Below are 23901 nucleotides of genomic sequence, written 5' to 3' on the forward strand. Positions count from 1 at the left end.
TATTTACTTGTCTTTTGTAATTAGATAACGTATTGATTTATAACTCAAAATACAGTGGAATTCTCCTTATTTCCAATATCCTCATATTAAAACAATAAAAAACATTCTCTTGCGTATTATTAGAAGGGATGCTGTATGGATAGAAACCATTGAAGAAAAGAGTGAAATACCTCTTATGAATCCTCTTAAAGCAAAGCAAGGATTTTCATAAAATTGGGGGAAAATAGTATGATGTTTTTTATTTGCACCTTGTATAAGTGTAGAGATGGTAGTGTACAGTAAGCCCTATATAGTTCACAGAAGCTTTCCATTATAATATCGAGTACCATCGTGAAATTAGCTCAAACGCATTGAGAAATGTTTTTTTTACAAATATGTGAATCTACAACACAATGATATTTTATTAGGGATATTCTATTTGGAACATTCCGCTTGAGACATTCTTTTTTGCAAGCTAATTTTCATTTTACAATCTTTCTTGCCTTTAAGCACTAACTTATCTTATGTTTATTCTTTAAATCGTTTTTAATACTTTACGAGCTTTTATGTTTTATCTTGCCCATATATCGGATGTACATCTTTCCCCTCTCCCGCAACCTTCCCTTTTTGAACTTTCTGGGAAACGTCTTACCGGTTATCTGAACTGGCAAAAAAAACGTAAGAGTCAGATGGCAACAGATGTCCTAGAAACTTTAATAGATGCCTTGAACAAAACAAAACCTGATCACCTTGTGATCTCTGGTGATCTTGTAAATCTTGCTCTCGATAAAGAATTTGTACAAGCTCATCGTTGGCTACTTAACCTAGGAAAACCTCAAGATATTTCTTTGACATTTGGAAATCACGATGCCTATGTCCGCGGCGCTTTACAAAAAGCATGCACTCTCTTTAAACCTTGGATTACAGGTGACATCCCTCAAAAAAGTGCCTTTCCTTATATGCGCATTCGCAAAGATGTTGCCATCATAGCAGCTTCTTCAGCCATTGCGACATTGCCTTTTCAAGCTTCTGGCTATTTTGGTAAAATGCAAGCGCAAACTTTACCGCTCTTTTTAAAGGAAGCAGCACAGCGCAACCTTTTTCGTGTCGTCATGATTCACCACCCCCCCTTTCCAAAGGCAACGTCTTGGCATAAAAAACTACGGGATATAAAACGTTTTCTAGACATTATCAAATACCACGGTTGTGAGCTTATTCTTCACGGACATACTCATTTACCCACATTGAATTACATTGAAGGACCAATTAAAAAAATTCCTATTGTTGGTGTTCCTTCCGCATCACAAGCTTTTGGTGATAAAAAACCGCCCGCAGGCTTTAATTTATTTTCCATTGAACGCTTACAAAATCAATGGCATTGCCAATTACAACGTTATAGCATTATCAACCCCAAAAACGAGATTGCATGTACTGAAAAAATTAATCTTTAAACACCTTCATAGTTGCCCAAACAACCAAAAATAAAAACATTTTTATTTCACATCCCTTTGGAAATCATAATTCTTATTTCCCTTTTTCTCCTTAAAAGATAAAGTTTCACCTTCTCTGTCAATAGATCAATTTTTCTCAGACAGTTCCATCTGCTGCCCCACTTATGTGACTAGCTTTTTACAAACTTATCGGTTTTCTTCCTTCCCGCTCTAAAGGACGAAAATTCTACCACATCTGATTTATAAATAATTCGGATTCTTGTCTCACGGGTTCCAGCTGCTAATTGCGCATGTGATTTACTTCACAAAGCTCTACACATAAACCCTGCTTTGAATTTCATCATCCACTCCTCCAAAAGCATCTAATGCCTAAAATCCTTATATTATTACAATGATGATATTTTATAGAATAATAGAGAAGCTCATTCAGCTTCTATACCTGAAAATCAATGGCTAAAAAAGCCAAATAATAACTAAAGTATATAATTTAAATAACCCAACCTACTTGTGATTCATAAACAAATGATGTTGATTGATTTATCGTAAATAGATTTGAAATGATCCATTACTATTTCACTCGAAATTTATTATCGTACATTAAAAAATTAGGAAAATAATAGATTATATTTCGATAACAGACATAGGTAATAATGTTTTTTATGTCTCAATAAATTCCTAATTTTCTCTCTATTTTTTCCTATAAATCACTTTATAATACTCTTTATAATTATTTTATTATTGAATTATATTGCGGATGTAATTTTACGTTCTTTAGAGTTTTTTTGCGAGCTTTTTGTTATTAAATAAAATATTTTACGATACCGCAAAACAGAAAAGTTGATTGTATGAAAAATCTTTCAAATAAAATAAAATGCCATTAGCTTGCCAATTCACATGTTGGTTTAAAAAAGCATCTTTTAAAGCACCCAAACCCATTTCCCGACGGTACCTATGAATGATGTAATGTTAAGTCCATTTAGCAACACCATCTTCACGTTTATGGAAAAGCAAGCTAGTATCAAAATCTCACACTTTGCCACCCCCTAATGTAGCGACAGCCTTTAGCACTTAAAATGGTTCATAAGAAGCATTTTTATTCTTTCTTTAATGTTTTTATCTCACGACGCCCCCTCTTTTTGACGTGCAAAAGACATGGTTTTGATCGGTTCAATTAAAATGAGAAAATCTTATGACACTTGGGTCTCTCACTCAACATGACAAAAAGTAATTTATGTTTACAAATCAAAGTATTGTTCGAATAAAATAGTAGCTCTTTTGAGTAAAGGATATTTACTAGAACATATCTGAAAAATAAAAGCCTCATTCGAAAATGAGACTTTTGAAGTGTTTAATTCTGCAAAAAATTAAAATTTATAAGCTACACCCACACGAAAATCATTTGTCTTGTAGCCCATTTCAAATTTATCCTGTATGAACTTCTTTTTGCCAAAATCTGAATAACGATATTCTGCACGTACAATAATATTATCAGTCATTGCAAAATCAATACCACCTCCAAGGGTATAACCAATCATGGTCTTTTTTTCATCATGCAACCAATCAGAAAAATCAACTTCTCCATTTTTGCTATCAGCTACTGCCGCAAAAATATTCTGAAGCTGCGTATAAGCAATCCCTCCAGAAATATAAGGCATCATACGCTCAATCGCAAAACCAACTCTCACCCGTGTAGCACCAGCCCATTTTTGTTTTAAAGTATGACGTACAGCTTTAATAGGTGTTGTCGAATCCTCCTCATGCAAATCTCTTGTTAGACTTGTTTTTTCTACAAGTTTTGGTGTTTCTTCAGTTGGACTTTTTTTCGGTAGATTGACATCTTTAGAATCCTTTTTACCAAACCACATAATATCTGTATCAATACCTATAATAAAACTATTATCGATATCAATATTGGAACCTGCATAAACTCCCCCGATAAAACCAGAAAGTTTAGGTAAATTCTCCTTTCCAATTGGATTCCATATCCCTGTCTCATGTTTTAAATAACTTGCAGTTGTTTTACCTGAAAAGTTACCAATCTGTCCTCCAAGATAAAATCCTGTCCAAGACAAAGCAGGTGCTGGAATAACAGGAACAGGTTGTTCAGGAATAACGATATCCGACGCCTGTACTACAGAAATTGAAATTAAAGAAAATATAGATGTTGAGGCTAAATACTTTGTAATCATAATTGCTCCCCTAAAAGCTAATGTGATACATAAATAATGGTAAATCGTTTCACAATTTTTTGAAAAAATCTATAGCAAAAATGACACAGTTAAAAAATTAAAATTAGTTTTAAATAAAGCTTAAATATTATTTATAATTTCCAGAAGCTATTAATCTATAGTAGCTTTTATAGCTTCATATTGATCATTATTACTTGGAATTATATAAATAATTATAATGTCAATTTTTTGAAAAAATGAGATAACGCTCATAAAAAATATGATTCACTAAATTAATCACTCACCGCTTTTTGTATAAAGAATGATACCTAGAATGGAGAATTTTTTCATCACACTTGAAAAAACAGTAGAGAACTTCACTCTAACCCTCTCAAGCGTCTATGAAATGAAAGACAAAAATTAATATATAAAAATGGAATTAATAATTTTTATTTATTCTTATAGAATTATTTTAATATTTCATGATTTTTGTAAAAACTGAACAGACCAATTGCCCAGTTTCTGCAATTAATTTTTCAACACGAAGCAAATCAGGTTCCCCAACACTATTCAACAAAAGGTCACTTAATCCAGGTGGCATGTCATTGGGATCAAGAGAATCATTTAAGCAAAGCCGTATAATTTGACTCAAATTTGTATAAAGACGATAGGCATAATGTAAATCAGCAATACATGACTGATTAAGAAAACTGTTTGGTAAGTGATCTAAAATATCCGCTGTCGTCGCTCCAATTTGAAACTCAATGACATGCGTAATAAGAGAAAATTGAGCAATAAACTCCAAATCCATAATGCCACCAGACATCGTTTTTAAATCCCATTGATTTTTTGGCGGCTTTTCTTTTGCAATCAAGGCACGCATTTCACATACTTCTTTTGCAACTTCCTTCTTATCACGAGAAATAGCAATAATTGCACACACTTCATTTTCTAGCTTTTGTAAAAAATCAGGGTCTCCTGCAATGCCTCGAGCCCTTGTTAAAGCAAGATATTCCCATATCCATGCTTCTTGGCGATAATACTTTTTAAAAAATGGAAAAGAAACAGCAATAGGTCCTTTATTGCCTAATGGCCGTAACCTTAAATCAACGACATAAAGAATACCTTGGCTTGTAAGAGTGGATAAAGCAGAAACGAGGCGCTGTGCTAAACGCGTATAATATTGAGAGATATAAAGAGGCTTTTCTCCATCAGATATTTCTGCATCATCATCGTGTTCATAAAGCAAAACGAGGTCAACATCGGAATCTGCTGTTAATTCGCGACTTCCAAGCTTCCCCATACCCAATATGCCAACACGCCCTCCTTTAATACGACCATGAAGACGAGAAAATTCCTCTTGAACGGTAGCAAATGTTTTTGTAATCATAAGATCAGCAAGCGCAGTAAAAGCAAAACCCGCTCTTTCTCCTGTAATTGTACCGTTTAAAATTCGAATACCAATCAAAAAACGTTGTTCATCTGCAAAAATCCTTAAATGATCAAGAATTTCCTCATAAGAAAGAACATTTTCAAGAAAATATTCAAGCCGTTTTTCTAAGTACGTTTTGGTCGGTAATTCTGAAAGAATATTCGGATCTAACATTCCATCAAAAACATGGGACCTGCGTGCAATAATTTCTGCAAGACGTGGAGCAGCCCCCATAATAAGGACAAGCATATCCAAAAGAGAAGGATTAGACTGCAAAAGACTAAAAAGCTGAATTCCTGAAGGTAAGCCCTGTAAAAAACCATCAAAACGTAACATCGCCTCATCAGCTCGTTTTGTCCCACCAAAAGCTTTCAAAAGAGCTGGTGTTAATTCCGTTAATCTCTCGCGTGCTTCGGCTGATTGCGTTGCTTTATAACGACCAAAATGGAGCGTGCGCATAATACGACAAATATCACTTGCTCTTTCGAAGCCTAAACGGCTTAACGTTATTAATGTCTCCGGATCATCTTCTTCACCGGTAAAAACTAAATTACCAATTTCTAAACCAAGTTCTTGCTCATTCTCAAACAGTGCAGCATAATGTTTTTCAACAATCTGAAGTGTTTTTAATAAATCACGGATAAAACTGCTCCTGTCTTGATAACCCATTAAATAGGCAACACTCGTGAATTGAGCAGTATCATTTGGAAGAAGATGTGTTTGTTCATCGAAAAGCATTTGAATACGATGTTCCACATTTCGAAGAAAAGCATAACTTTTTATAAGGCTATTTCTCGTTTTCTCACTGATCCAACCAAGCGTGTGAAGTTCTGCTAACATTGCAACTGTCTGACGTCCACGTAATTGAGGAAAACGTCCACCAGCAATGAGCTGCTGTGTCTGAACAAAAAACTCAATCTCACGAATACCACCACGACCTAACTTTATATTATGCCCATAAGCTGCAATTTGACCGTAATTTTTATGCGCATGAATTTGACGTTTGATCGAATGAATATCAGCAATAGCAGCATAATCTAAATATTTCCGCCACACATAGGGAAAAAGCTCTTTGAGAAAGTTAAAACCTGCCCTCTTATCACCAGCAACTGGACGTGCTTTAATCATGGCTGCTCGTTCCCAATTTTGCCCACGCCCTTCGTAATAACGCAATGCAGTCCTTACTGGTAAGGCCAAAGGGGTTGAACCTGGATCTGGACGAAGACGAAAATCAAGACGAAAAACATATCCTTCCGCAGTGCGTTCTTGAATGATACGGATTAATCGGCGTACCATTTTAGAAAATACGTCAACACTTTCAGAAAGATTACCAATATGAGGTGATGTTTCATCAATGAAAACAATAAGATCAATATCAGAAGAATAATTAAGTTCCCCTGCTCCTAACTTTCCCATCCCTAAAATAATTAAACCACAGTCTTTTTCTGGATTCTCACGGCTTAATAAATTGATCTTACCATGATCATGCGCTTCTCTTAATAGAAAACGTAGTGCTACACTTAATGCTGCTTCGCCCAAACGTGTCAACCAAGCACATGAAACTTCGTAAGTAAAAACACCACCCAAATCAGCTAAAGCAATAAGAACATGCGCTTCTCGTTTTTTGCGCCTTAAAGCAGCCATCAATGAAGTTTCATTTATAGCTTCATCTTTATCAATAGCTGTAATATCATCTATAATTTCGCTCAGCCTTGTTTCTATATCAACATTTAATAAAGCACTAAGATATGATGGGTTGGCAATTAAAACCTCACGCAAAAAAGGAGATAAGGTCATAACCGAACTGATAAAATCAATCTGCGTTCCACTCTCTGAAATGATGGAAACAAGCGATTCTAAACCTTCTTTCCTTGCTTGTTCTTCCATGTCTTTTAACCATTGGGAACCACTTTTATCGAGAGGACATAAAGGGAGAAGCTGTGTTTTTAAAAAAGCTTGTTTCATCTCTGCTCCCTTGAAAAGCATTTTGCTTTCCTTTCTATTGCTTTATACTTTTAAAATAGTTGTTACGTATGAAAGTGAAGAAAAATATCTTTAAGGAAATAACAAAACAGCCCTAAGCCCTGGATTTGCATTTTCAAGTAACAATTCACCCCCGTGAAGCTTCATAACCGCTTTTGCTATACTTAAACCAATCCCAAACCCAGGTTGTGTGCGGCTTTCTTCAAGACGAACAAATCGTTCTGTCACTTTTTCACGTTTATCCTCTGCTATTCCTGGTCCATTATCGCTCACAACAACTAATAAATGTTCATCACGATATTCCATTGATAAGCAAACCTTCGCTTGCCTTCCACCTTTAGGCGCATATTTAATTGCATTATCTATAAGATTAAAAATTGATTGTGCAACAAGCTCACGATTCAATTTTAGCTCTTTATCAAATATATCTCCCAACTGAAGTAAAACACCTGACTCTTCAGCAAAAGGTTCGTAAAGCTCAACAGCATCCTCAATAATCAGTTTCATATTCATCATTTCAAGATGTTCAATTGCACTGCTGGCCTCAATACGTGAAATCATTAAAATCGCATTGAACGTACAAATAAGTTGATCTGATTCTGCAATAACCCTATCAAGGACCTGACGATATTCAAGCTTTGTCTTATTTCCTGAAAGCGCTTCTTCAGCGCGATTTCTAAGACGCGTTAACGGCGTTTTCAGATCATGAGCAATATTATCTGATACTTGACGTAAACCAATATTTAATTCTTCAATGTGGTCTAACATAACATTAAGATTGGTTGACAATCGATCAAACTCATCCCCTACTCCAGAAACAGGTAAACGCCCACTGAAATCACCATCCATCAAGCGCTGTGATGCAGCCGTTACATGATCAATCCTTTGTAAAGCTCTCCTGCCAACAAAAAACCATATGAGTAAAGCGCCTCCAACCATTGCAGCAAGTGCAATGATCACAGCTTTGCGAATAACAACAGCAAAACGTTCTGGCTCATCCAAATCACGTCCTATAAGAATCTTCATAGCATTAGGTAAATCAACAATAACCGCCAAAGCGCGATGTTCACTTGTTTTGCCATGTTCTCCAAAACGGGAATACAAAAAAGAGGTAGAAATAAAACCACTCTGATTCAAAAGACCTAATTCAATACGTGCTACATTTCCTGCTAAAATACGCCCCATAGAATCTGTAACAAGATAAAGAAATGCTCCTGGTTGTCTTGAACGATAATCAATAGTGCGCATTAATAAGGATAATCCCCCATAATTATAAGCATTTTCAATATACTTTAATTCTTCATGTAAAGCCTGTTCAGTTTGCTCTGTTAACAATGAAGCAGAAAATGCCGTCATATAAATAGAAAGTCCTGTTGCCACCAATCCAAACAATAAAATGTAAAGTGCTGAAAGCCTTAGCGCCGTCGTGCGCATTATATTAATCAAACGATTCATGCTTTGTTATCTGGTACTTTCAGCATATATCCAGCTCCACGCACTGTATGGAGAAGGGGAACATCAAAATCTTTTTCAATTTTGGCTCTCAAACGAGAGATATGGACATCAATGACATTCGTTTGTGGATCAAAATGGTAATTCCAAACGTTTTCCAAAAGCATAGTGCGTGTAACAACCTGCCCCGCATAACGCATCAAATATTCAAGTAAACGAAACTCTCGTGGTTGCAATAGAATGTTTCTATCACCTCGTTTTACCGTATGTGCTAACCGATCAAGCTCAAGATTACCTACACAGTAAACAGTTTCTGCTTCTTTAGGATTTTTCCGCCGTTGTAAAACTTCAACACGCGCAAGAAGTTCAGAAAAAGCATAAGGCTTTGTCAAATAATCATCTCCCCCTGCACGCAGCCCCGTTACACGATCATTAACTTGCCCTAAAGCAGACAGAATAAGAACCGGTGTTTCATTGCCTTTAGCGCGCAATTCAGCAATAATAGAAAGACCATCACGATGCAAAAGCATTCGGTCAACAACCATAACGTCATAATTTTCCGTGGTTGCTAAAGCGTATCCCGTATCTCCATCATAAGCAACATCAACAGAATGCCCTACTTCCAAAAATGCTTTTTCGAGATAATGCCCCGTCTCATGATCATCTTCAATAACGAGTATCTTCATAAAACGTATCTCCATTATTTTATTATGTTGTAGGACAAATGTTTAATAAACATTTGTCCTACAACTAAAGCCTTATTTTTTGAAAATTGGAAGAGCAACGAAACGATTTTGATCATTTGTTCGCACTTGTAAGAGTATAGCCTTTCGTCCTAACTGCTGAGCATTTTTGATTGTGTTAATAATATCAGAGACTCGTTTAACTGGTTTATTATTTACTGTCACAATGATATCACCAGGGCGTATCCCTTTATCTGCAGCATCTGAATCGGTATCGACATCCGTTACGACAACCCCTACACCATCATCAGAAGGCATAACAATCAAACCATAATCTTCCAATGTTTCATCTAAATCACTCTGTCCATTTGAATATTTTGAAGTCTCTTTCTTACTTTCATCTTCAGACATTGAAGCGAGTTTAACCTTTATACTCTCCTCCTTACCTGATCTCCAAATCCCTATGGTTACCATTTCTCCTGGTTTAATATTTGCAATACGTTTCGCCAGCTCACGCGCATCAGCAACTTTTTCATTATTCACTGAAATAATTACATCACCCGCTTTAATACCAGCCTTTTCTGCCGGTCCTTTTAACGGATCAGTAACCAAAGCACCTTTGGCTTCTTTCAATCCTATTGAATCGGAAATCTCCTTTGTTACCGGCTGAATCTGAACACCTAACCAACCACGTTGAACTGAACCTTTTTCAATAAGTTGTTGTACAACCTGTTTTACAGTCGCTGCTGGAATAGCAAAAGCAATCCCAACATTTCCTCCAGAAGGAGAAAAAATTGCTGTATTAACCCCAACAACCTTTCCATTAAGATCAAACGTTGGACCACCAGAGTTCCCTCTATTAACAGCAGCATCAATCTGAATAAAATCATCGTACACACCAGTGCCAATATCACGTCCACGTGCAGAAACAATACCTGCTGTCACAGTTCCACCAAGACCAAATGGATTCCCAATGGCAACAACCCAATCTCCAACACGAAGCTTTGAATCATCACCAAAATCAACATAAGAAAATTTTCTTTTATCATTCACTTTTAATACGGCAAGGTCGGTTTTTGGGTCTTTCCCAATGAGCTTTGCGTTCAATTCTGTACCATCATCAAGAACAACAGTATAACTTGTTCCATCAGAAATCACATGATCATTGGTCACAATGTAACCATCAGATGAAATAAAAAAACCCGATCCAAAAGCAACAGGACGGAGTCTCTGCGATTGGTGCGGAAATTTATTTTTAGGTTTATCAAAATCATAAAACTCTTTAAAAAATCTTTTTAAAGGATGCTGATCTGGTAATTGATCAAGTCCTGGACCACTAAAAAAGTTGCTAAAGAACCTATCTTCTTTCTTTTTATTGCTCTTTACTTGTACTGCTACAACGGCTGGTTTCACTTGAGCAACAATATCGGCAAATCCCTGTTGTTGCATTAACGAAGTAAATACAGAACTTGCATGAGCCTTTGTCATCCACAAGCTTGATGTACATCCACTAAAAAACAGTGCACTTTCCAATATCGCAGAAAAACTCACTGCGACAAATGTTTTAAAGAAAGCCTTTTTAACCATTTATTCTATGCTCCTATTCAATCATACCTTTATTTCAATTCCGATCACTTATAAAATACCAGACCTTACCGTTTTCTGTCTAAATTATTAAAGTTTTGTAAGGTTTCAGTATTCCCTAATATAATTACAATAAGATTGTCTGCTCATTGCAGATGATCTGATTTTTTCTTTTATGTAACATTTTTTTTAATGCAATGACATTTTTGACTGTTCTTTTTCATTCACATAACTCATGATTATTTCGTTTGAAGTGGAAAAATATGATACTTACGCCAATGATAATAATGATCAAAGGCGAGAACCATAAAAACCAAGTTATCTTATTCAATGGTGGTTTCAAGAGAATAAATTCACCATATCGCTCAACAAGAAAGTCAGTGACTTGCTGATTACTATAGCCCATTTTTAGCCTTTCCCGAATTAAAAGCCGTAAATCACGTGCTAAAGCAGAATCTGAATCATCAATTGATTGATTTTGACAAACAGGACAACGTAAATGCGATGAAATATGGCGTGCTCGCGCTTCAAGAATCTTATTCTTTAAAATCTCATCCGGCTCTACTGCTATTGCTAATCGAAAAGGAAACGTTGCCATTAAAAAAAATACAATCCAAAGAATTTTTTTCATCTCAATGTCTTTTCCAAAAATTTAAAGCAAGCACTACCCTATTGTACATGCCAATGCGAAACCAATACCCCAAAAGAGAAAGACATCCTCCCATAGCCATCATGAATGCCCCTAACCAAATACATATTACATAAGGCTTCCACCATATGTGCACAACGAGACCCCGATTATCAATATGTCCCGGTACAATATAGAGCTGTGATAATCCATGATTTTTAAGACCAACTTCTGTTGTTGATGTATTTTGGCTTGAATAAAATCGCTTTGAGGCTGTTACATGACCTACAATGTTTTTATTTTCATATATTTTAAAATAAAACTCCATTGTCGAATAATTCGAACCAACACCATCATACACTGCATCAAAATGAAGCGTTTTATCCGCTATCGTCACCCTATCCCCTACGTTCATGATTAAAATACGTTCTTGCCCAAAACTTGCCACGCAAACAATACCAAATAATGTAACGCCTAATCCCATATGTGCTATTGCTGCACCAAAAGTAGACCATGGCAATCCAAGAAATCTCTTAACGCGTACTGAAAAAGCTCTCTTGCCATATCCACTCTTTCCCCATAGATCCGCTAAACTGCCTAAAAAAACAAACGCTGAAAGCCCAATCCCTAAAACTGCAAAAATATCACGCACAGATGTCGCGTAAAATATTATAAAACAGACGATACCAACCAATACAAAAACAAACCACAACCGTTCAAAAACTGCAAGAAAATCACCGCGTTTCCATGCCATCATTGTCCCAAACGGAACAAACAACAACAGCAAAACCATTAGCGGTCCACAGGTAAGGTTAAAAAAAGCAGCCCCTACAGAAATTTTTTGCCCTGTTAATATCTCAATAAAATAAGGATAAAGCGTACCAATCAATACTGTTGCTGTTATTGTTGTCAGTAACAAGTTATTTAAAACAATAAACCCTTCACGTGAAATTGGTTGAAAAAATCTTTCTGTTTTTAAAATAGGGGTACGCAAAGCAAAAAGAAGAAAAGCAGCTCCCGTAAAAAAAAATAAAAGAGCAAGAATTGCTTGCCCGCGTGCTGGATCAACAGCAAAACTATGAACAGAAACTAAAAGCCCAGAACGCACAAGAAAAGTTCCCATCAGAGAAAGGGAAAAAGTAAGCAGCGCTAAAAACAGAGTCCAACTTTTCAATATTTCTCGTTTTTCGAGAACAAGAGCAGAATGTAAAAGAGCCGTTCCTGAAAGCCACGGCATAAACGAAACATTTTCAACAGGATCCCAAAACCAATACCCCCCCCATCCTAGCTCATAATAAGCCCAATAAGAGCCAACCATAATACCCAATGTCAAAAAACACCAAGAAAGTAAAAGCCACGGACGAATCCCACGCGCCCAAATTCTATCAACATGTCCCATAATCAATGCCGCAACGGCAAAAGAAAAACAAAGTGAAAAACCGACATAACCTAAATAAAGTAGCGGTGGATGAATTGCTAATGCGATATCTTGTAAAAGAGGATTGAGACCATTTCCCTGCAATGCTGGTGGATTTACGCGTAAAAATGGATTGGATACAAAAAGAATAAATAAAAGAAAAGCAGTTGTAATCCAACTTTGGCAAATTAAAACAAGCGTCTTAAAATCTTCTGGCAAATGTTGGCTAAAAAAAGCCATCAATGCGCTAAAAAAAGCAAGACTTAAAACCCATAACAACATAGAGCCTTCGTGGTTGCCCCAAACACCTGTAATTTTATAGAGCATCGGTTTTTCTGAATGAGAATTCTCAACAACGTTCAAAACAGAAAAATCAGATACAACATAAGCATAAATTATCACTAAAAAAGATAAAAGCAGTAATGTAAAAGTAATATATGTTAGAGGAACAACTGTTTGCATTAACAAACGCTCTCTCCACCAAAAACCTAAAGCAGGTAAAAATGCCCCTAATAAGCTTACTGAAAATGCTGCAGCTAAAAAAATATGACCCAGTTCGACAAGCACAATCGAATTATTTCTCCATAATGTAATGTTTTTTCAAACGATCAGCTGTTTCTTTAGGCATATAAGTTTCATCATGTTTTGCTAAAATACGCATCCCTATAAAAAAGCCCTGTTTATCGAAATGCCCTTCTACGATCACCCCCTGACCTTCACGAAAAAGATCCGGTAAGGCACCATTGAAAACTACTTTTTCATGTTTTTTGTTATCCGTTACAAAAAAAACAACGCCTCTCTCTCCAACATATTGAACAGTTCCCTTTTCAACAAAGCCACCCAAACGCAAAGGGCGCTCCGTTAAAATATCTTCTCTTGTAATTTCAGAGGGCATTCTAAAAAAACTGACCGCATGACGCATTGCATACACTATGAGACTTGCTGCAATTGTCATAACCAAACAACATAATAATATGATCAGTAAGCGCTTTTTTTTTCGCTGCTCTAAAATAACCTTCCATGAGGCAGAATTCTTTAAAGATTGACTGTTCATAGACACTCTGCGAAAAAATTTTAAATACATTATAATTAAGTATCAATATTTTATTTTTTAAGAGCTTTGCACATCTTCTACATAGGTGCAAGATTTCTTTTCTTTGTATGCTTACTCGATAAATCACGTAACTGAATCATCATTTTTTTAACACGTGATTGTCCTGAAAAATTTTCAGGCATTGTATCAAGAAAGCTTTGTAAAAATTGCACTGCCTGTGCAGTTTTTCCTGCTTGATGCAATGCATCGGCTAACAATAAACGTGGATAAAAATCTGTTGGCGCTAAATCTGCTGCTTTTTGAAAAGCATTTTGCGCTTCTTGCGTTATCACTCCCCCTTCATAACCAACCAATGCTAAACCGTATCCTACAAGCCTTGGAGCTGTTTCTCCATTCAAACGAAGTGCATCTAAATAAGTATTCACTGCTTCTTGAAAAAGGCTTTCTTCGAGATACCCTACCGCTAACGCATCTGCTAGCTTGCCATCATGAGGTGCACGGAAAAAAAGCACTTGTAAACGAATAAGCTTTTCTTGCTTACTAAGAGTTTGAGGATCCTTATCCATTAATTCGCTAAAAAAATAACTTTTCACTTCTGGATTGCCTGTCAGCCCATAAATATTCCATGTCATAAGGAGAACAAACAAGATACTTAAAGCCTTAAGAATATTTCTTTTTTTATAATGCATATAAAGCTTGTTAAACTCAATCATACGCTTATGGCTTCTATAACCATCCACGGTTTGAACTTTCCATTCTTTTTTTATCTCATCATCAAAACGTAGTGAAAGAAAAAGAACACTTGCCAGAAAAATCAGAAAAAATGCTGCAAAAATCAATAAGAGCATATCGTTTTTTTCCAATACGAACAGAGAATAACTCGCTTACATTTTATCCTCTTCATGAGAAAAGTGATGTGAATTAATAAAAATTCATTTTTTCATGGAGAATATTATAAAATCTATTATATATATCAATTAAACAAAGAAACTAAAAACAATTGTTTCCCTACTCTTTGATGTATTATCTGAAAATACTGCTTTACAAACTTTATAGACATTTCTTGCTTAAGGAGAAAATATGTTATTCTCCCATCTTAGGTAATAAAACTTTTGCATACAACCCACCCAAATCAGAACGGGATAAAAAGAGATTCCCACCATATTCACTGACCATATCTGAAACAATTGCTAACCCTAAGCCTGACCCTAGTTTACTTTCATTAAACCGCCGCCCCCTTTTTAATGCTTCATCAATTTTGTCTTCTGTTAAACCAGGACCATCATCTTCTACAAAGATACTAAAATATTCTGTTTCTTCAGCATTTTCTTCTAAACAACAAGAGATCAAAACCTTTGCGCGAGACCACTGAGTAGCATTTTCAATCAAATTCCCTATAATTTCTTCTAAATCTTCCTTCTCTCCAGAAAAAACAATATCATCAACATCCATAATAAATTGAATTTGTTTTTCAGGATTAAGCTTTTTCATAACCCGCACCAAGCGTTCAAGCACACTGCGAACAGACGTATGATAGACAACACTATCGCATTGTGCTGCAATCCGCGCACGCTGAAGATAATGATTGATTTGAGCTTGCATTATTTGCGTTTGCTCTCTCAACAAACTAGCCTTTTCTCCGCGCATCTTATCTGTCTCATTCATAATCACGGATAGAGGCGTCTTCAATGAATGCGCGAGATTACCAACCTGTGTGCGAAATCGCTCGATAATACGCTGATTATTATTAATGAGAGCATTCATCTCTTGTACAAGCGGCATCACTTCGCTTACTAAATCCGTATTCACATAATGAACTCTTCCTTCGCGAATATCATTCAATGCATATCGAATAAGCTTCAACGGTTGAAAACTAAAGAAAATAATAGCAATATTAATAAGAACGCTCCCGATACCGAAACTCCAAAGAAAAATTTGCAAAGTTCGCTTAAATTCCTTTACCTGGGCATGAGCTTCATCGATATTCCCAACAAGCCGAAAACGTGCAATATGATTTTTATTATCAAGAACAACATCACTCTCAATCACTTGTAGCTTTTGACCATTGTTCCCCGTTATCCGATAAGAGCGAAAGAATTTATTGTCAAAAGGTATATCAACATCACTTGGTGTAAATATCTCGCCTGTTCCCAATGAGGGAGATGTCAATCTTCCTTTTAAATTATGGGATATCGCAACAACTTCCCAATACCATCCTGTTGTTGGATCAGAATAACGAATATCATCAATCCCAGCCCCTCCTATCAAAGTACCTTCCGATGACACCGTCACTGTTGCAATAAGACTGTAGAGTTGAGCAGAAAGGATACGCTCTAGGCTTTGTTCAGTCGAACGCTTATAAAATAAAATACTTACTGCAGAAATCGATAAAAGAGAAATAACAACCCATAATGTTGATAAGATCATAACACGTAAACTGAGAGATCGAGTAATTACAAAAAAGAACCTCCTATACCAATTATTCTCTTCAAAAACATTCATTAATCACCTCGCGTTCTCACGCGATATCCCATTCCTCGAATAGTTTCAATCAAATCCACTCCAAGCTTTTTCCGTAACCGACCTACAAAGACTTCCACCGTATTCGAATCCTTATCAAAATCCTGATCATAAAGATGTTCAGTAAGCTCTGTTCTTGAAATGACCCTATCACAATGATGCATGAGATACGAAAGCAGTCTGAATTCATAAGATGTTAGTTTAATCAATTGACCATCCACAAAAACACGAGACGTCTTTGTATCCAACAAAACATTTCCGCAACATAATGCACTTGTCGCATGTCCCGTAGTGCGACGAATTAATGCTCGCAAGCGCGCCATCACTTCCTCCAAATGAAATGGCTTCACAACATAATCGTCAGCTCCAGCATCAATACCGTGCACCTTATCAGACCAACGGTCTCGCGCCGTTAGCATTAAAACAGGCATGGAGAGCCCTTCTTGACGCCACTTTTCAACAACACTAATACCATCAATCTGCGGTAAACCTATATCAAGTATCACCGCATCGTAAGACTCTGTGCTCCCTAAAAAATAAGCCTCTTCACCATCGAAAGCACTATCGGAAACATATCCTGCACGTCTTACAGCTTCTGCTAATTGATGGTGAAGATTCCGATCATCTTCAACGATTAAGATACGCATCACAACACCATCTGCTAAAGACTAATCAGCAGGAACAAAAAACTCAACACGACGTAACTTTTCACCATTACGGGCTGGTACAACAACTACAATTGCACACATGTCCTTTCCATCCTGAACAACCGGTTTTGAACGGACGAGAACCCCGCTCTCTTGTGCGGCAGCCTTCTTACCTACTTCAGCACACCCAGAAGCTAGAACAGAATCTGCTCCTAAAAAAGCTGCTATTATTACGAACAAGAATTTTTTTTTCATCATAAATATTTCAATAACCCATCTCTTCTCTTCCTTGATAAAGGATAAAAGAAATAATGGTTTTTTTTAGTCGATTAAAAAATCACAAATGAAAACAATTTATCCTCTATCTTACAGAAGAACATATTAACATTACTCCAAATTTTTAAAAAATCAAAAAAATATTTTTAATAATGAGAATAAAATTTATTCAATAAAATAATAAAATATTAATATACTATCTTACAAAAAATGCATAATTCTAAAACAAATTCTTTCTCTGTTAGAACTATAGAAAAAAAATACTTCTACTCCATATAATTATTGTAGATTTGTTTGGTTGTATTGCTTTGCCATAGGCTCTCTTTAAATGTTTGATTTTTTTAAAAAAAAGAAAGGGCAACACCGTAAGCCATTTCATAGTCCTGCTCTCATTGAATTAGACGCACGATTAGACACAGCGCTTTATCACATTCGTTCTGCTAACAGTTTTTTCTGGAAAAAGGCAAAAATCGTCTCACAAAATTTTCATCTTCAAGGATGGAAACGTTTTATCGTTGAAGTTCTCGATGAAATACTGACATTAGGGTTGTTGGGATTTACTCTTTTCACTATTTTGGGCATTTCTGTTTTTGAACTGACCAAAACAGATTGGTCTTCTCCTAAAAACTTTTCCATTCTTTTTCTAGATCGCTATGGAAATTCCATTGGGCACCGTGGTGCACTGCCGGCAATCTCTGTCCCCGTTGAAGAAATGCCTGACACTGTTATTAAAGCGGTTCTCGCTACAGAAGACCGTCGTTTTTTTGATCATTGGGGCATTGATTTTCAAGGACTTACACGGGCAATTTCACAAAATATGCAAGCTAAAGGTGTGGTGCAAGGTGGTTCAACTCTCACACAACAATTGGCTAAAAATTTATTTTTAACAAACGAAAGAACCATAACACGTAAAATCAAAGAAGCTTATCTTGCTCTTTGGCTAGAAGCAAATTTTAGCAAAAAGCAGATTTTACAACTTTACCTTGACCGAGCCTATATGGGAGGAAACAATTTTGGTATTGCAGCCGCTGCAAAATTTTATTTTGGAAAAGATATCCGTCATGTATCTTTGAGTGAATCTGCTATGTTAGCAGGACTCTTTAAAGCTCCAACAAAATATGCCCCTCATAGTCATCTCTTTGCTGCTCAAACACGTGCCAATGTCGTCCTTTCTAATCTTGTTAATAGTGGCTTTATGACGAAAAGCCAGATTATCAATGCGCATCGCCACCCTGCTAGGGCCCTTCCCCAAAGAGAAAATAATCAGCCAGATTATTTTCTTGATTGGGCATTCGAGGAAGTCAAAAAAATGCGTAATCAACTTCCAAGCCATAGTTTAATTATTCAAACGACCCTTGATCCGAATATTCAAAAAGCAGCAGAAGAATCAATCGCATATCATTTACATCAATATGGTCAACAATATCGCGTAACCCAAGCTGCCACCGTTATACTCGATAATAACGGTGCCGTATGCGCAATTGTTGGAGGACAAGATTATAAAAAGAGCCAATTTAACAGAGCAACACAAGGCGGACGGCAAACTGGTTCTTCATTCAAACCTTATGTTTACGCAACCGCACTGGAACACGGACTGTCTCCCTCGACAATCGTTTTAGATGCTCCCATCAATTGGGGAGGTTGGACACCCAAAAATAATTCTGGTCGTTATCTGGGAAAAATTGACTTAGCAACAGCTTTAGCCTTTTCCATTAATACAGTCCCTGTTTATCTCACCTACCAATATCTTAACCGCGATACCCAACCTATCATAGATCTCATTAAAAATATGGGGATTAACGCGCATATTTTATCACACAAAACGATGGTTCTTGGCACTTCCAACATGACCCCCATGGATCAAGCTACAGGCTTTAATGTCTTTGCCAATGGAGGAATAGCGGGTAATCGTCATGGGTTTACGCAAATCAAAACAATTGATGGTCGTGTCGTGTGGGATTTCGAACATAACGGAAAAAAACTACACCGAGTTCTGAATGAACAATCAGCAGCTTATATGAATCAAATGATGGTGGGTGTCACAACACGAGGATCTGGTAAGCGTGCTGCGTTGCCCATGACTCTTGTCGCTGGGAAAACTGGAACATCACAATCTTATCGTGATGCTTGGTTTGTTGGCTTTACGGGAAATTATACGGGAGCGGTATGGATGGGAAATGATAATTTTTCACCGATGAATCGTGCTTTTGGGGGTGGCGTTCCTGCCATGATATGGCATCGCATCATGCTTGCTGCACATCAAAATATCATGCTCAAACAGCTCTATGGTGTTAAAGATTCTCTCCTTCCTTATCAGCCTCCAGTACTTTCCGCCCGTGTAGATTCTGAAGTTCCTTCCCCAATACCCTCTACGCTTTCTCCTGAAACATTAAATATCGTGCGATTGATTAACAAAGATCTGAAAAAAACATCTGTAATTTCTTTGAAAATGAAAACAACTGGAGATTCAACATTTTGAATTCAAGATATTCACTGATGTTTTTTAATATCACCATTTTCTTTTTTATCTTCGCTTTTTCCATTTTATGTGGAACACTGAGTGTCGATTATGTGCTCAATTCCTTTCCTCATTTTGGACTCTTTAGAATTGGAAAATGGAGTGCTTATCCACAAATGGGAACAGCCAATATGGATCCTTATACCCGCGCCCGCACCGCTAAACAAGGCATTGTTTCACTCGGACGAACTGAAGGTATTCAATTCCAGATTTGGCAAGATAACCAAGAGCGTCCACTTCATCATCACTGTCATTATTTACTCAAAGGCACCATCCCTGAAACCCGTCTTTTTACCCTTTATACAGCTGACAAATCCCTAAAACCTTATACTTCATCCAAAGAAATACCTTTTGAACTCCACACTGACAATATTATCTATGAGCATGATGGCTCATTGCGCATCAATATTTCACCCACACCGCAAGCCGGCAATTGGCTTGCAACAGTTAGTCAAAAAGAATTCGGGCTTATTCTTACTTTATATGATACCTCAATCATCTCTGCAACGGCATTACAAAAGCTCACAATGCCATCAATAGAACAAATCCCATCAGGACAAATAAATTGTGACTAGATTTATTTATATCGCACTTCTTGCAATCATTGGCGCTATTATTGTTCATATTTGCGTTCTCTTTCTGATCCCCTATTGGGCACAAGATAATATATGGACAACACTTAAAAAATCCGGAGCCCCTTATCAATTTGTTGCTTTTACTCCCGATAATCCTATTCAACAATCTGCTGATCCACTCTTTCTTCTTAAAGCCTGCAGATTTAATCTTGAAAATGGACCTGTTCATTTAAAAGCTTTGAAAACACGACAATTTTGGTCACTAGCAGCCTACACACACAACGGAATTATTTTCTATAGCCTTAATGACCGAACAGCCCCTGATGCGACACTCGATCTTATTATTGGAAAACCAATACAAATCATAGAACTCAAAAAATCAAAACCTAAAAAAAATGCCAATTCAGTTTTGGTTGCTAAAAATTTGAATGAAGGGTTTGTTATTTTACGTATTTTTGTCCCTTCTTCCCTTGCAAAAAAAGAAAGTGAAGCTTTTCTTTCATCTGCGACCTGTCGCATATTTTATGAATAAAAACGGACTAACCTCTCATTTGTACAATACCTTACTTTCTGTACAAAATACATAAAGCCTATCAAAATGGTTATCTTTTTTCTCTATTAATTGAATATTCGAATTCAGATTTGTCTGATTGTAGATCCCTCAATTTTTTATTGAGGTAGAATGAAATCTCTATTGCACATCATCATATCCTATTTGATTACGCATTATCACTCCCCGCAATCAGAAGAGAAAAATCAAGAGTAAAGTTCTAAAAATATATGCTGCTAACAACCGTAAAACTTGTTATTTGAGTTTACTTCTTTTTATTTACAAACATTCCCATAAAGTTCGCATCAATAACATGATAAACTATAGAAGAAATACTGATTACCTTCAATGAAGTGCTAAAATAACCACTGGAAACTTATAAGACATTACGTATCCTTGACCTCAAAAATAAGTGCTTTATTTTTGGTTTATGAGCAGAAGCTTTTTGTAAGGTAGCACACTGAAAAAACTTGGCTTATAATTTACAATTGAGGGGAAAAAACTTCATGAAGAAGAGATATGTTCGGTTCGTTTCAAGAGCAGCAGTATGGTCCCCTCGATTTGGTGGATTGTCGTTCTTTATTTTATTATTTTCAGTCATTTTACAACGTTTTTCCGTCATTAACGTAACTGACTTCATAATTTTGATCGGAATCTCTACTGGCTGTGTGATTATTTCTCTTTTTCTGGCTATTAAAGCACTTTACAGCTTATGGGTCTATGGAGCCCTAGGGGGAATGAAAGCTTTAAAAGGGATTATTTATTCGTTGATAACGGCTACACCACTGATGTTATTTTTTGGACTTTGGTTTACCTTACCGGCTCTTTACGATATTTCTACCGATACACAAAGCCCGCCAGCTTTTTTTCGCACAATACGTCCCAGCGATGCTTTACCGCTCAAAAGTGTTTTGACTGAACAAGCAACATTACAGATGTCACAATGGCCAGAAATATCGGGGCGCCGTTATGATGGTTCACCTGATCGTATTCGCGAATCTGTTCTCAATGTTTTAGCAGCCTATGATTGGCCTGTTGTGGCTCAACGAGAGTTTAAAGGTGAAGAAAATGCGCTTTATATTGAAACGAGAGTTAAAACTTTTTACCTTGGGTTTATTTCGGATATCGTGATACGCTTAACTGATGAAGGGGATACAACTTTTGTTGATATGCGTTCTGCTTCTCGTTATTTGCCAAGAGATTTGGGGACAAATGCTGCTTTTATTATCGATTTTATGGATGCCCTTGATACGGAAATCGCTTCCCTTCCTCTTTCACAAGACGATGAATAACGATCAAGAGCGAGAGAGAAGACACTTTATTTCATAAAAATTGCTTATTTTTCAATAAATATGACACATAAGAAGAGAATCACTTTTCAAAAACTATAAACTGACAATGCTTATACAAAAGACAATAATCTCAAAACAACTCATTCTTTAAATAATTAAAAAGATTCAAAAATAGGAAATAAAAAACAGAACTCTTGATGATAATGCTTGATATTTATTAAAGACACTGTCTCACTGTAATCAGTAAACATTTTTTTTAATATTAATAGTATATAAAAATAATAACTATGCAATTATTATAACAAATATATCTTAATAATAAAAAATAAGGTTTTACTATTTATTATTGAGATATAAAATTAATTTTATAATTTATTTTATACATTTAATATGCTATTAAATAAATTAAATTTATAGTATATATTCATAAAAATTATTATAAAAAAAATTACAAAAATTAAACCTATCACTAACAATAATATATTTTTTTTGTATTCTTTTTTATTATAATTTTTATATTTATTTAGTAATAATAAATAATATATAATTGTAACTACACTTATTATTGAAAATAACATATTTACAACAAAATTACTAAAATCTGTCCACATTAACCATACCAACTACAATAATCGACAATAAAAATATAAAATACATAGATATTTTATATGATATTAGTTTATAAAATAATAAAGTCCAAAATATATTATAAAGTATATTATAATTATAATAAATCCTAATTTAATAGACTTTTTCCAAGTAGGAAATTTTAATTTAGAGGAAAATATGCTTAAAAATAGAAATATATTTGTTGCAAGTAATGCATTTTTAATATTAAATAAAATATCACCCATAATAAATTCCACTTAAAATTATATAAAATAAATAAATATTAATTAAATTATATTAATATAAAACTTGAACTAGGGAAAATAGTATAAAGAATAATATAAAAAATGAAATTATTCTTATTAATGATTTTATTTTAATATTTTTTTCATTACATCCCTTAGATTTATAATACAATTCAAATAAATATATAAATATACTTAAAAAGCAAGCTAATAAAAATAATTCATTAATAATATTTAAAATATACATAATGTACAAATTTCCAACTTAATATAATTATAATTTAAATTATTACTAATAATATATTTTAGTTACAAATGTTTGTAGATATATTCACTAAAATATATCTACAACATCATTAACAATTTAAAAACTTATTAAAATATTATAATTAATAATAGCACGCGTTATACTGAGCATTTAAACCTATACCTACTCCTACCCCATAGCCAAGACCTGCACCGATTCCTGCACCGGTTCCTGCACCGAAAGCTATACCCAATGGGCCTGATGAAAAACCTCCGGCTATACCGCCTACAAATACTCCACCAGTTTGTCCTACATCTCTTCCCACCACTCCGTATGAATTTGCTGTAGAGAGATAATCTCCAACAGTACACCCAGGTCGTGATCCACTGCTTGAAAAATTAATTGATGAAATACCAGACCAAGCATTAGACAAACTATGAGACCAACCACTAAGCCAACTAAACATAAAAATTCTCCTTAATATTATTAAAATAACTGTATCACAACGATACAGTTAGAATTTCATTATTATTCATTTTAGCAAATGTCAAATATAATTTGTATAAATAACAATAAAAATACTGTTTAAAT

The 23901-nt window shown here is 35.4% G+C and carries 18 protein-coding genes; 5 read left to right on the forward strand and 13 right to left on the reverse strand.

Going from position 1 to position 23901, the window contains the following annotated elements; all coding sequences use genetic code 11:
* Positions 1-545 precede the first annotated feature (545 nt).
* Positions 546-1430, forward strand: a complete 885-nt coding sequence (locus ACFIMS_RS06145) for a metallophosphoesterase family protein (RefSeq protein ID WP_375612992.1) — start codon at positions 546-548, stop codon at positions 1428-1430.
* A 1364-nt stretch (positions 1431-2794) separates the two neighbouring features.
* Here ACFIMS_RS06145 and ACFIMS_RS06150 read toward each other — a convergent pair.
* From ACFIMS_RS06150 to ACFIMS_RS06205, 12 genes are all read right to left on the reverse strand, one after another.
* Entirely contained in the window at positions 2795-3619 is an 825-nt protein-coding gene (locus tag ACFIMS_RS06150; RefSeq protein WP_375612993.1) for an outer membrane protein, read from the reverse strand.
* Positions 3620-4070: 451 nt separating this feature from the next.
* The gene (locus ACFIMS_RS06155; RefSeq protein WP_375649373.1) at positions 4071-6995 is read right to left on the reverse strand and encodes a bifunctional [glutamine synthetase] adenylyltransferase/[glutamine synthetase]-adenylyl-L-tyrosine phosphorylase; all 2925 of its coding nucleotides are present in this window, start codon (positions 6993-6995) and stop codon (positions 4071-4073) included.
* A 90-nt stretch (positions 6996-7085) separates the two neighbouring features.
* On the reverse strand, positions 7086-8468 hold the full coding sequence (locus ACFIMS_RS06160; RefSeq protein WP_375696493.1) for an ATP-binding protein: 1383 nt from the start codon (positions 8466-8468) through the stop codon (positions 7086-7088).
* Complete coding sequence (locus tag ACFIMS_RS06165; protein WP_273791552.1) at positions 8465-9151, reverse strand: response regulator transcription factor; 687 nt, start codon at positions 9149-9151, stop codon at positions 8465-8467. The genes ACFIMS_RS06160 and ACFIMS_RS06165 overlap by 4 nt, the downstream gene beginning before the upstream one ends.
* A gap of 72 nt (positions 9152-9223) precedes the next feature.
* Positions 9224-10735, reverse strand: coding sequence for a Do family serine endopeptidase (locus tag ACFIMS_RS06170; protein ID WP_375611163.1), 1512 nt, complete (start codon positions 10733-10735; stop codon positions 9224-9226).
* Positions 10736-10952: 217 nt separating this feature from the next.
* Complete coding sequence (locus ACFIMS_RS06175) at positions 10953-11363, reverse strand: cytochrome c-type biogenesis protein CcmH (protein WP_375675046.1); 411 nt, start codon at positions 11361-11363, stop codon at positions 10953-10955.
* Between the two features lies 1 nt (position 11364).
* Complete coding sequence (locus ACFIMS_RS06180; protein WP_375696494.1) at positions 11365-13344, reverse strand: heme lyase CcmF/NrfE family subunit; 1980 nt, start codon at positions 13342-13344, stop codon at positions 11365-11367.
* A gap of 7 nt (positions 13345-13351) precedes the next feature.
* Positions 13352-13831, reverse strand: coding sequence for a cytochrome c maturation protein CcmE (gene ccmE / locus ACFIMS_RS06185; protein ID WP_375611160.1), 480 nt, complete (start codon positions 13829-13831; stop codon positions 13352-13354).
* Between the two features lie 77 nt (positions 13832-13908).
* Positions 13909-14679 carry a tetratricopeptide repeat protein gene (locus ACFIMS_RS06190; protein WP_375652309.1) on the reverse strand — a complete coding sequence of 257 codons (771 nt, stop codon included), beginning with the start codon at positions 14677-14679 and terminating at the stop codon, positions 13909-13911.
* Between the two features lie 235 nt (positions 14680-14914).
* The gene (locus ACFIMS_RS06195) at positions 14915-16333 is read right to left on the reverse strand and encodes an ATP-binding protein (protein WP_375668225.1); all 1419 of its coding nucleotides are present in this window, start codon (positions 16331-16333) and stop codon (positions 14915-14917) included.
* Positions 16333-16998, reverse strand: coding sequence for a response regulator transcription factor (locus ACFIMS_RS06200; protein WP_375606371.1), 666 nt, complete (start codon positions 16996-16998; stop codon positions 16333-16335). The genes ACFIMS_RS06195 and ACFIMS_RS06200 overlap by 1 nt, the downstream gene beginning before the upstream one ends.
* Positions 16999-17019: 21 nt before the next feature.
* Complete coding sequence (locus ACFIMS_RS06205; protein ID WP_273723886.1) at positions 17020-17256, reverse strand: hypothetical protein; 237 nt, start codon at positions 17254-17256, stop codon at positions 17020-17022.
* Between the two features lie 346 nt (positions 17257-17602).
* Here ACFIMS_RS06205 and ACFIMS_RS06210 point away from each other — a divergent pair, with 346 nt between their 5' ends.
* The 4 genes from ACFIMS_RS06210 (at position 17603) to ACFIMS_RS06225 (ending at position 22209) form a co-directional block, all read left to right on the forward strand.
* Positions 17603-19753: a transglycosylase domain-containing protein gene (locus tag ACFIMS_RS06210; protein WP_375696495.1), complete on the forward strand. Its 2151-nt coding sequence runs from the start codon at positions 17603-17605 to the stop codon at positions 19751-19753.
* Between the two features lie 17 nt (positions 19754-19770).
* A complete protein-coding gene (locus ACFIMS_RS06215) occupies positions 19771-20367 on the forward strand; it encodes a DUF1214 domain-containing protein (RefSeq protein ID WP_375681164.1) in 597 nt (198 codons plus the stop codon).
* A complete protein-coding gene (locus ACFIMS_RS06220; RefSeq protein WP_375680892.1) occupies positions 20360-20899 on the forward strand; it encodes a hypothetical protein in 540 nt (179 codons plus the stop codon). The genes ACFIMS_RS06215 and ACFIMS_RS06220 overlap by 8 nt, the downstream gene beginning before the upstream one ends.
* A gap of 524 nt (positions 20900-21423) precedes the next feature.
* Positions 21424-22209 carry a DUF1499 domain-containing protein gene (locus ACFIMS_RS06225; RefSeq protein WP_375696496.1) on the forward strand — a complete coding sequence of 262 codons (786 nt, stop codon included), beginning with the start codon at positions 21424-21426 and terminating at the stop codon, positions 22207-22209.
* Positions 22210-23452: 1243 nt separating this feature from the next.
* On the opposite strand, the gene ACFIMS_RS06230 is transcribed toward ACFIMS_RS06225, so the two are convergent.
* The gene (locus ACFIMS_RS06230; RefSeq protein ID WP_375696497.1) at positions 23453-23776 is read right to left on the reverse strand and encodes a hypothetical protein; all 324 of its coding nucleotides are present in this window, start codon (positions 23774-23776) and stop codon (positions 23453-23455) included.
* Between the last annotated feature and the right edge of the window lie 125 nt (positions 23777-23901).

The sequence above is a fragment of the Bartonella sp. AP331QHHD genome (genome assembly GCF_042195905.1).
Lineage (GTDB): Bacteria > Pseudomonadota > Alphaproteobacteria > Rhizobiales > Rhizobiaceae > Bartonella.

Bases quoted from the DNA above. Each gene is read 5' to 3' on its own strand.
- ACFIMS_RS06145 (WP_375612992.1), top strand. From the start codon at position 546: ATGTTTTATCTTGCCCATATATCGGATGTACATCTTTCCCCTCTCCCG.
- ACFIMS_RS06150 (WP_375612993.1), bottom strand. From the start codon at position 3,619: ATGATTACAAAGTATTTAGCCTCAACATCTATATTTTCTTTAATTTCA.
- ACFIMS_RS06155 (WP_375649373.1), bottom strand. From the start codon at position 6,995: ATGAAACAAGCTTTTTTAAAAACACAGCTTCTCCCTTTATGTCCTCTC.
- ACFIMS_RS06160 (WP_375696493.1), bottom strand. From the start codon at position 8,468: ATGAATCGTTTGATTAATATAATGCGCACGACGGCGCTAAGGCTTTCA.
- ACFIMS_RS06165 (WP_273791552.1), bottom strand. From the start codon at position 9,151: ATGAAGATACTCGTTATTGAAGATGATCATGAGACGGGGCATTATCTC.
- ACFIMS_RS06170 (WP_375611163.1), bottom strand. From the start codon at position 10,735: ATGGTTAAAAAGGCTTTCTTTAAAACATTTGTCGCAGTGAGTTTTTCT.
- ACFIMS_RS06175 (WP_375675046.1), bottom strand. From the start codon at position 11,363: ATGAAAAAAATTCTTTGGATTGTATTTTTTTTAATGGCAACGTTTCCT.
- ccmE (WP_375611160.1), bottom strand. From the start codon at position 13,831: ATGAACAGTCAATCTTTAAAGAATTCTGCCTCATGGAAGGTTATTTTA.
- ACFIMS_RS06190 (WP_375652309.1), bottom strand. From the start codon at position 14,679: ATGCTCTTATTGATTTTTGCAGCATTTTTTCTGATTTTTCTGGCAAGT.
- ACFIMS_RS06195 (WP_375668225.1), bottom strand. From the start codon at position 16,333: ATGAATGTTTTTGAAGAGAATAATTGGTATAGGAGGTTCTTTTTTGTA.
- ACFIMS_RS06200 (WP_375606371.1), bottom strand. From the start codon at position 16,998: ATGCGTATCTTAATCGTTGAAGATGATCGGAATCTTCACCATCAATTA.
- ACFIMS_RS06205 (WP_273723886.1), bottom strand. From the start codon at position 17,256: ATGATGAAAAAAAAATTCTTGTTCGTAATAATAGCAGCTTTTTTAGGA.
- ACFIMS_RS06210 (WP_375696495.1), top strand. From the start codon at position 17,603: ATGTTTGATTTTTTTAAAAAAAAGAAAGGGCAACACCGTAAGCCATTT.
- ACFIMS_RS06215 (WP_375681164.1), top strand. From the start codon at position 19,771: ATGTTTTTTAATATCACCATTTTCTTTTTTATCTTCGCTTTTTCCATT.
- ACFIMS_RS06225 (WP_375696496.1), top strand. From the start codon at position 21,424: ATGAAGAAGAGATATGTTCGGTTCGTTTCAAGAGCAGCAGTATGGTCC.
- ACFIMS_RS06230 (WP_375696497.1), bottom strand. From the start codon at position 23,776: ATGTTTAGTTGGCTTAGTGGTTGGTCTCATAGTTTGTCTAATGCTTGG.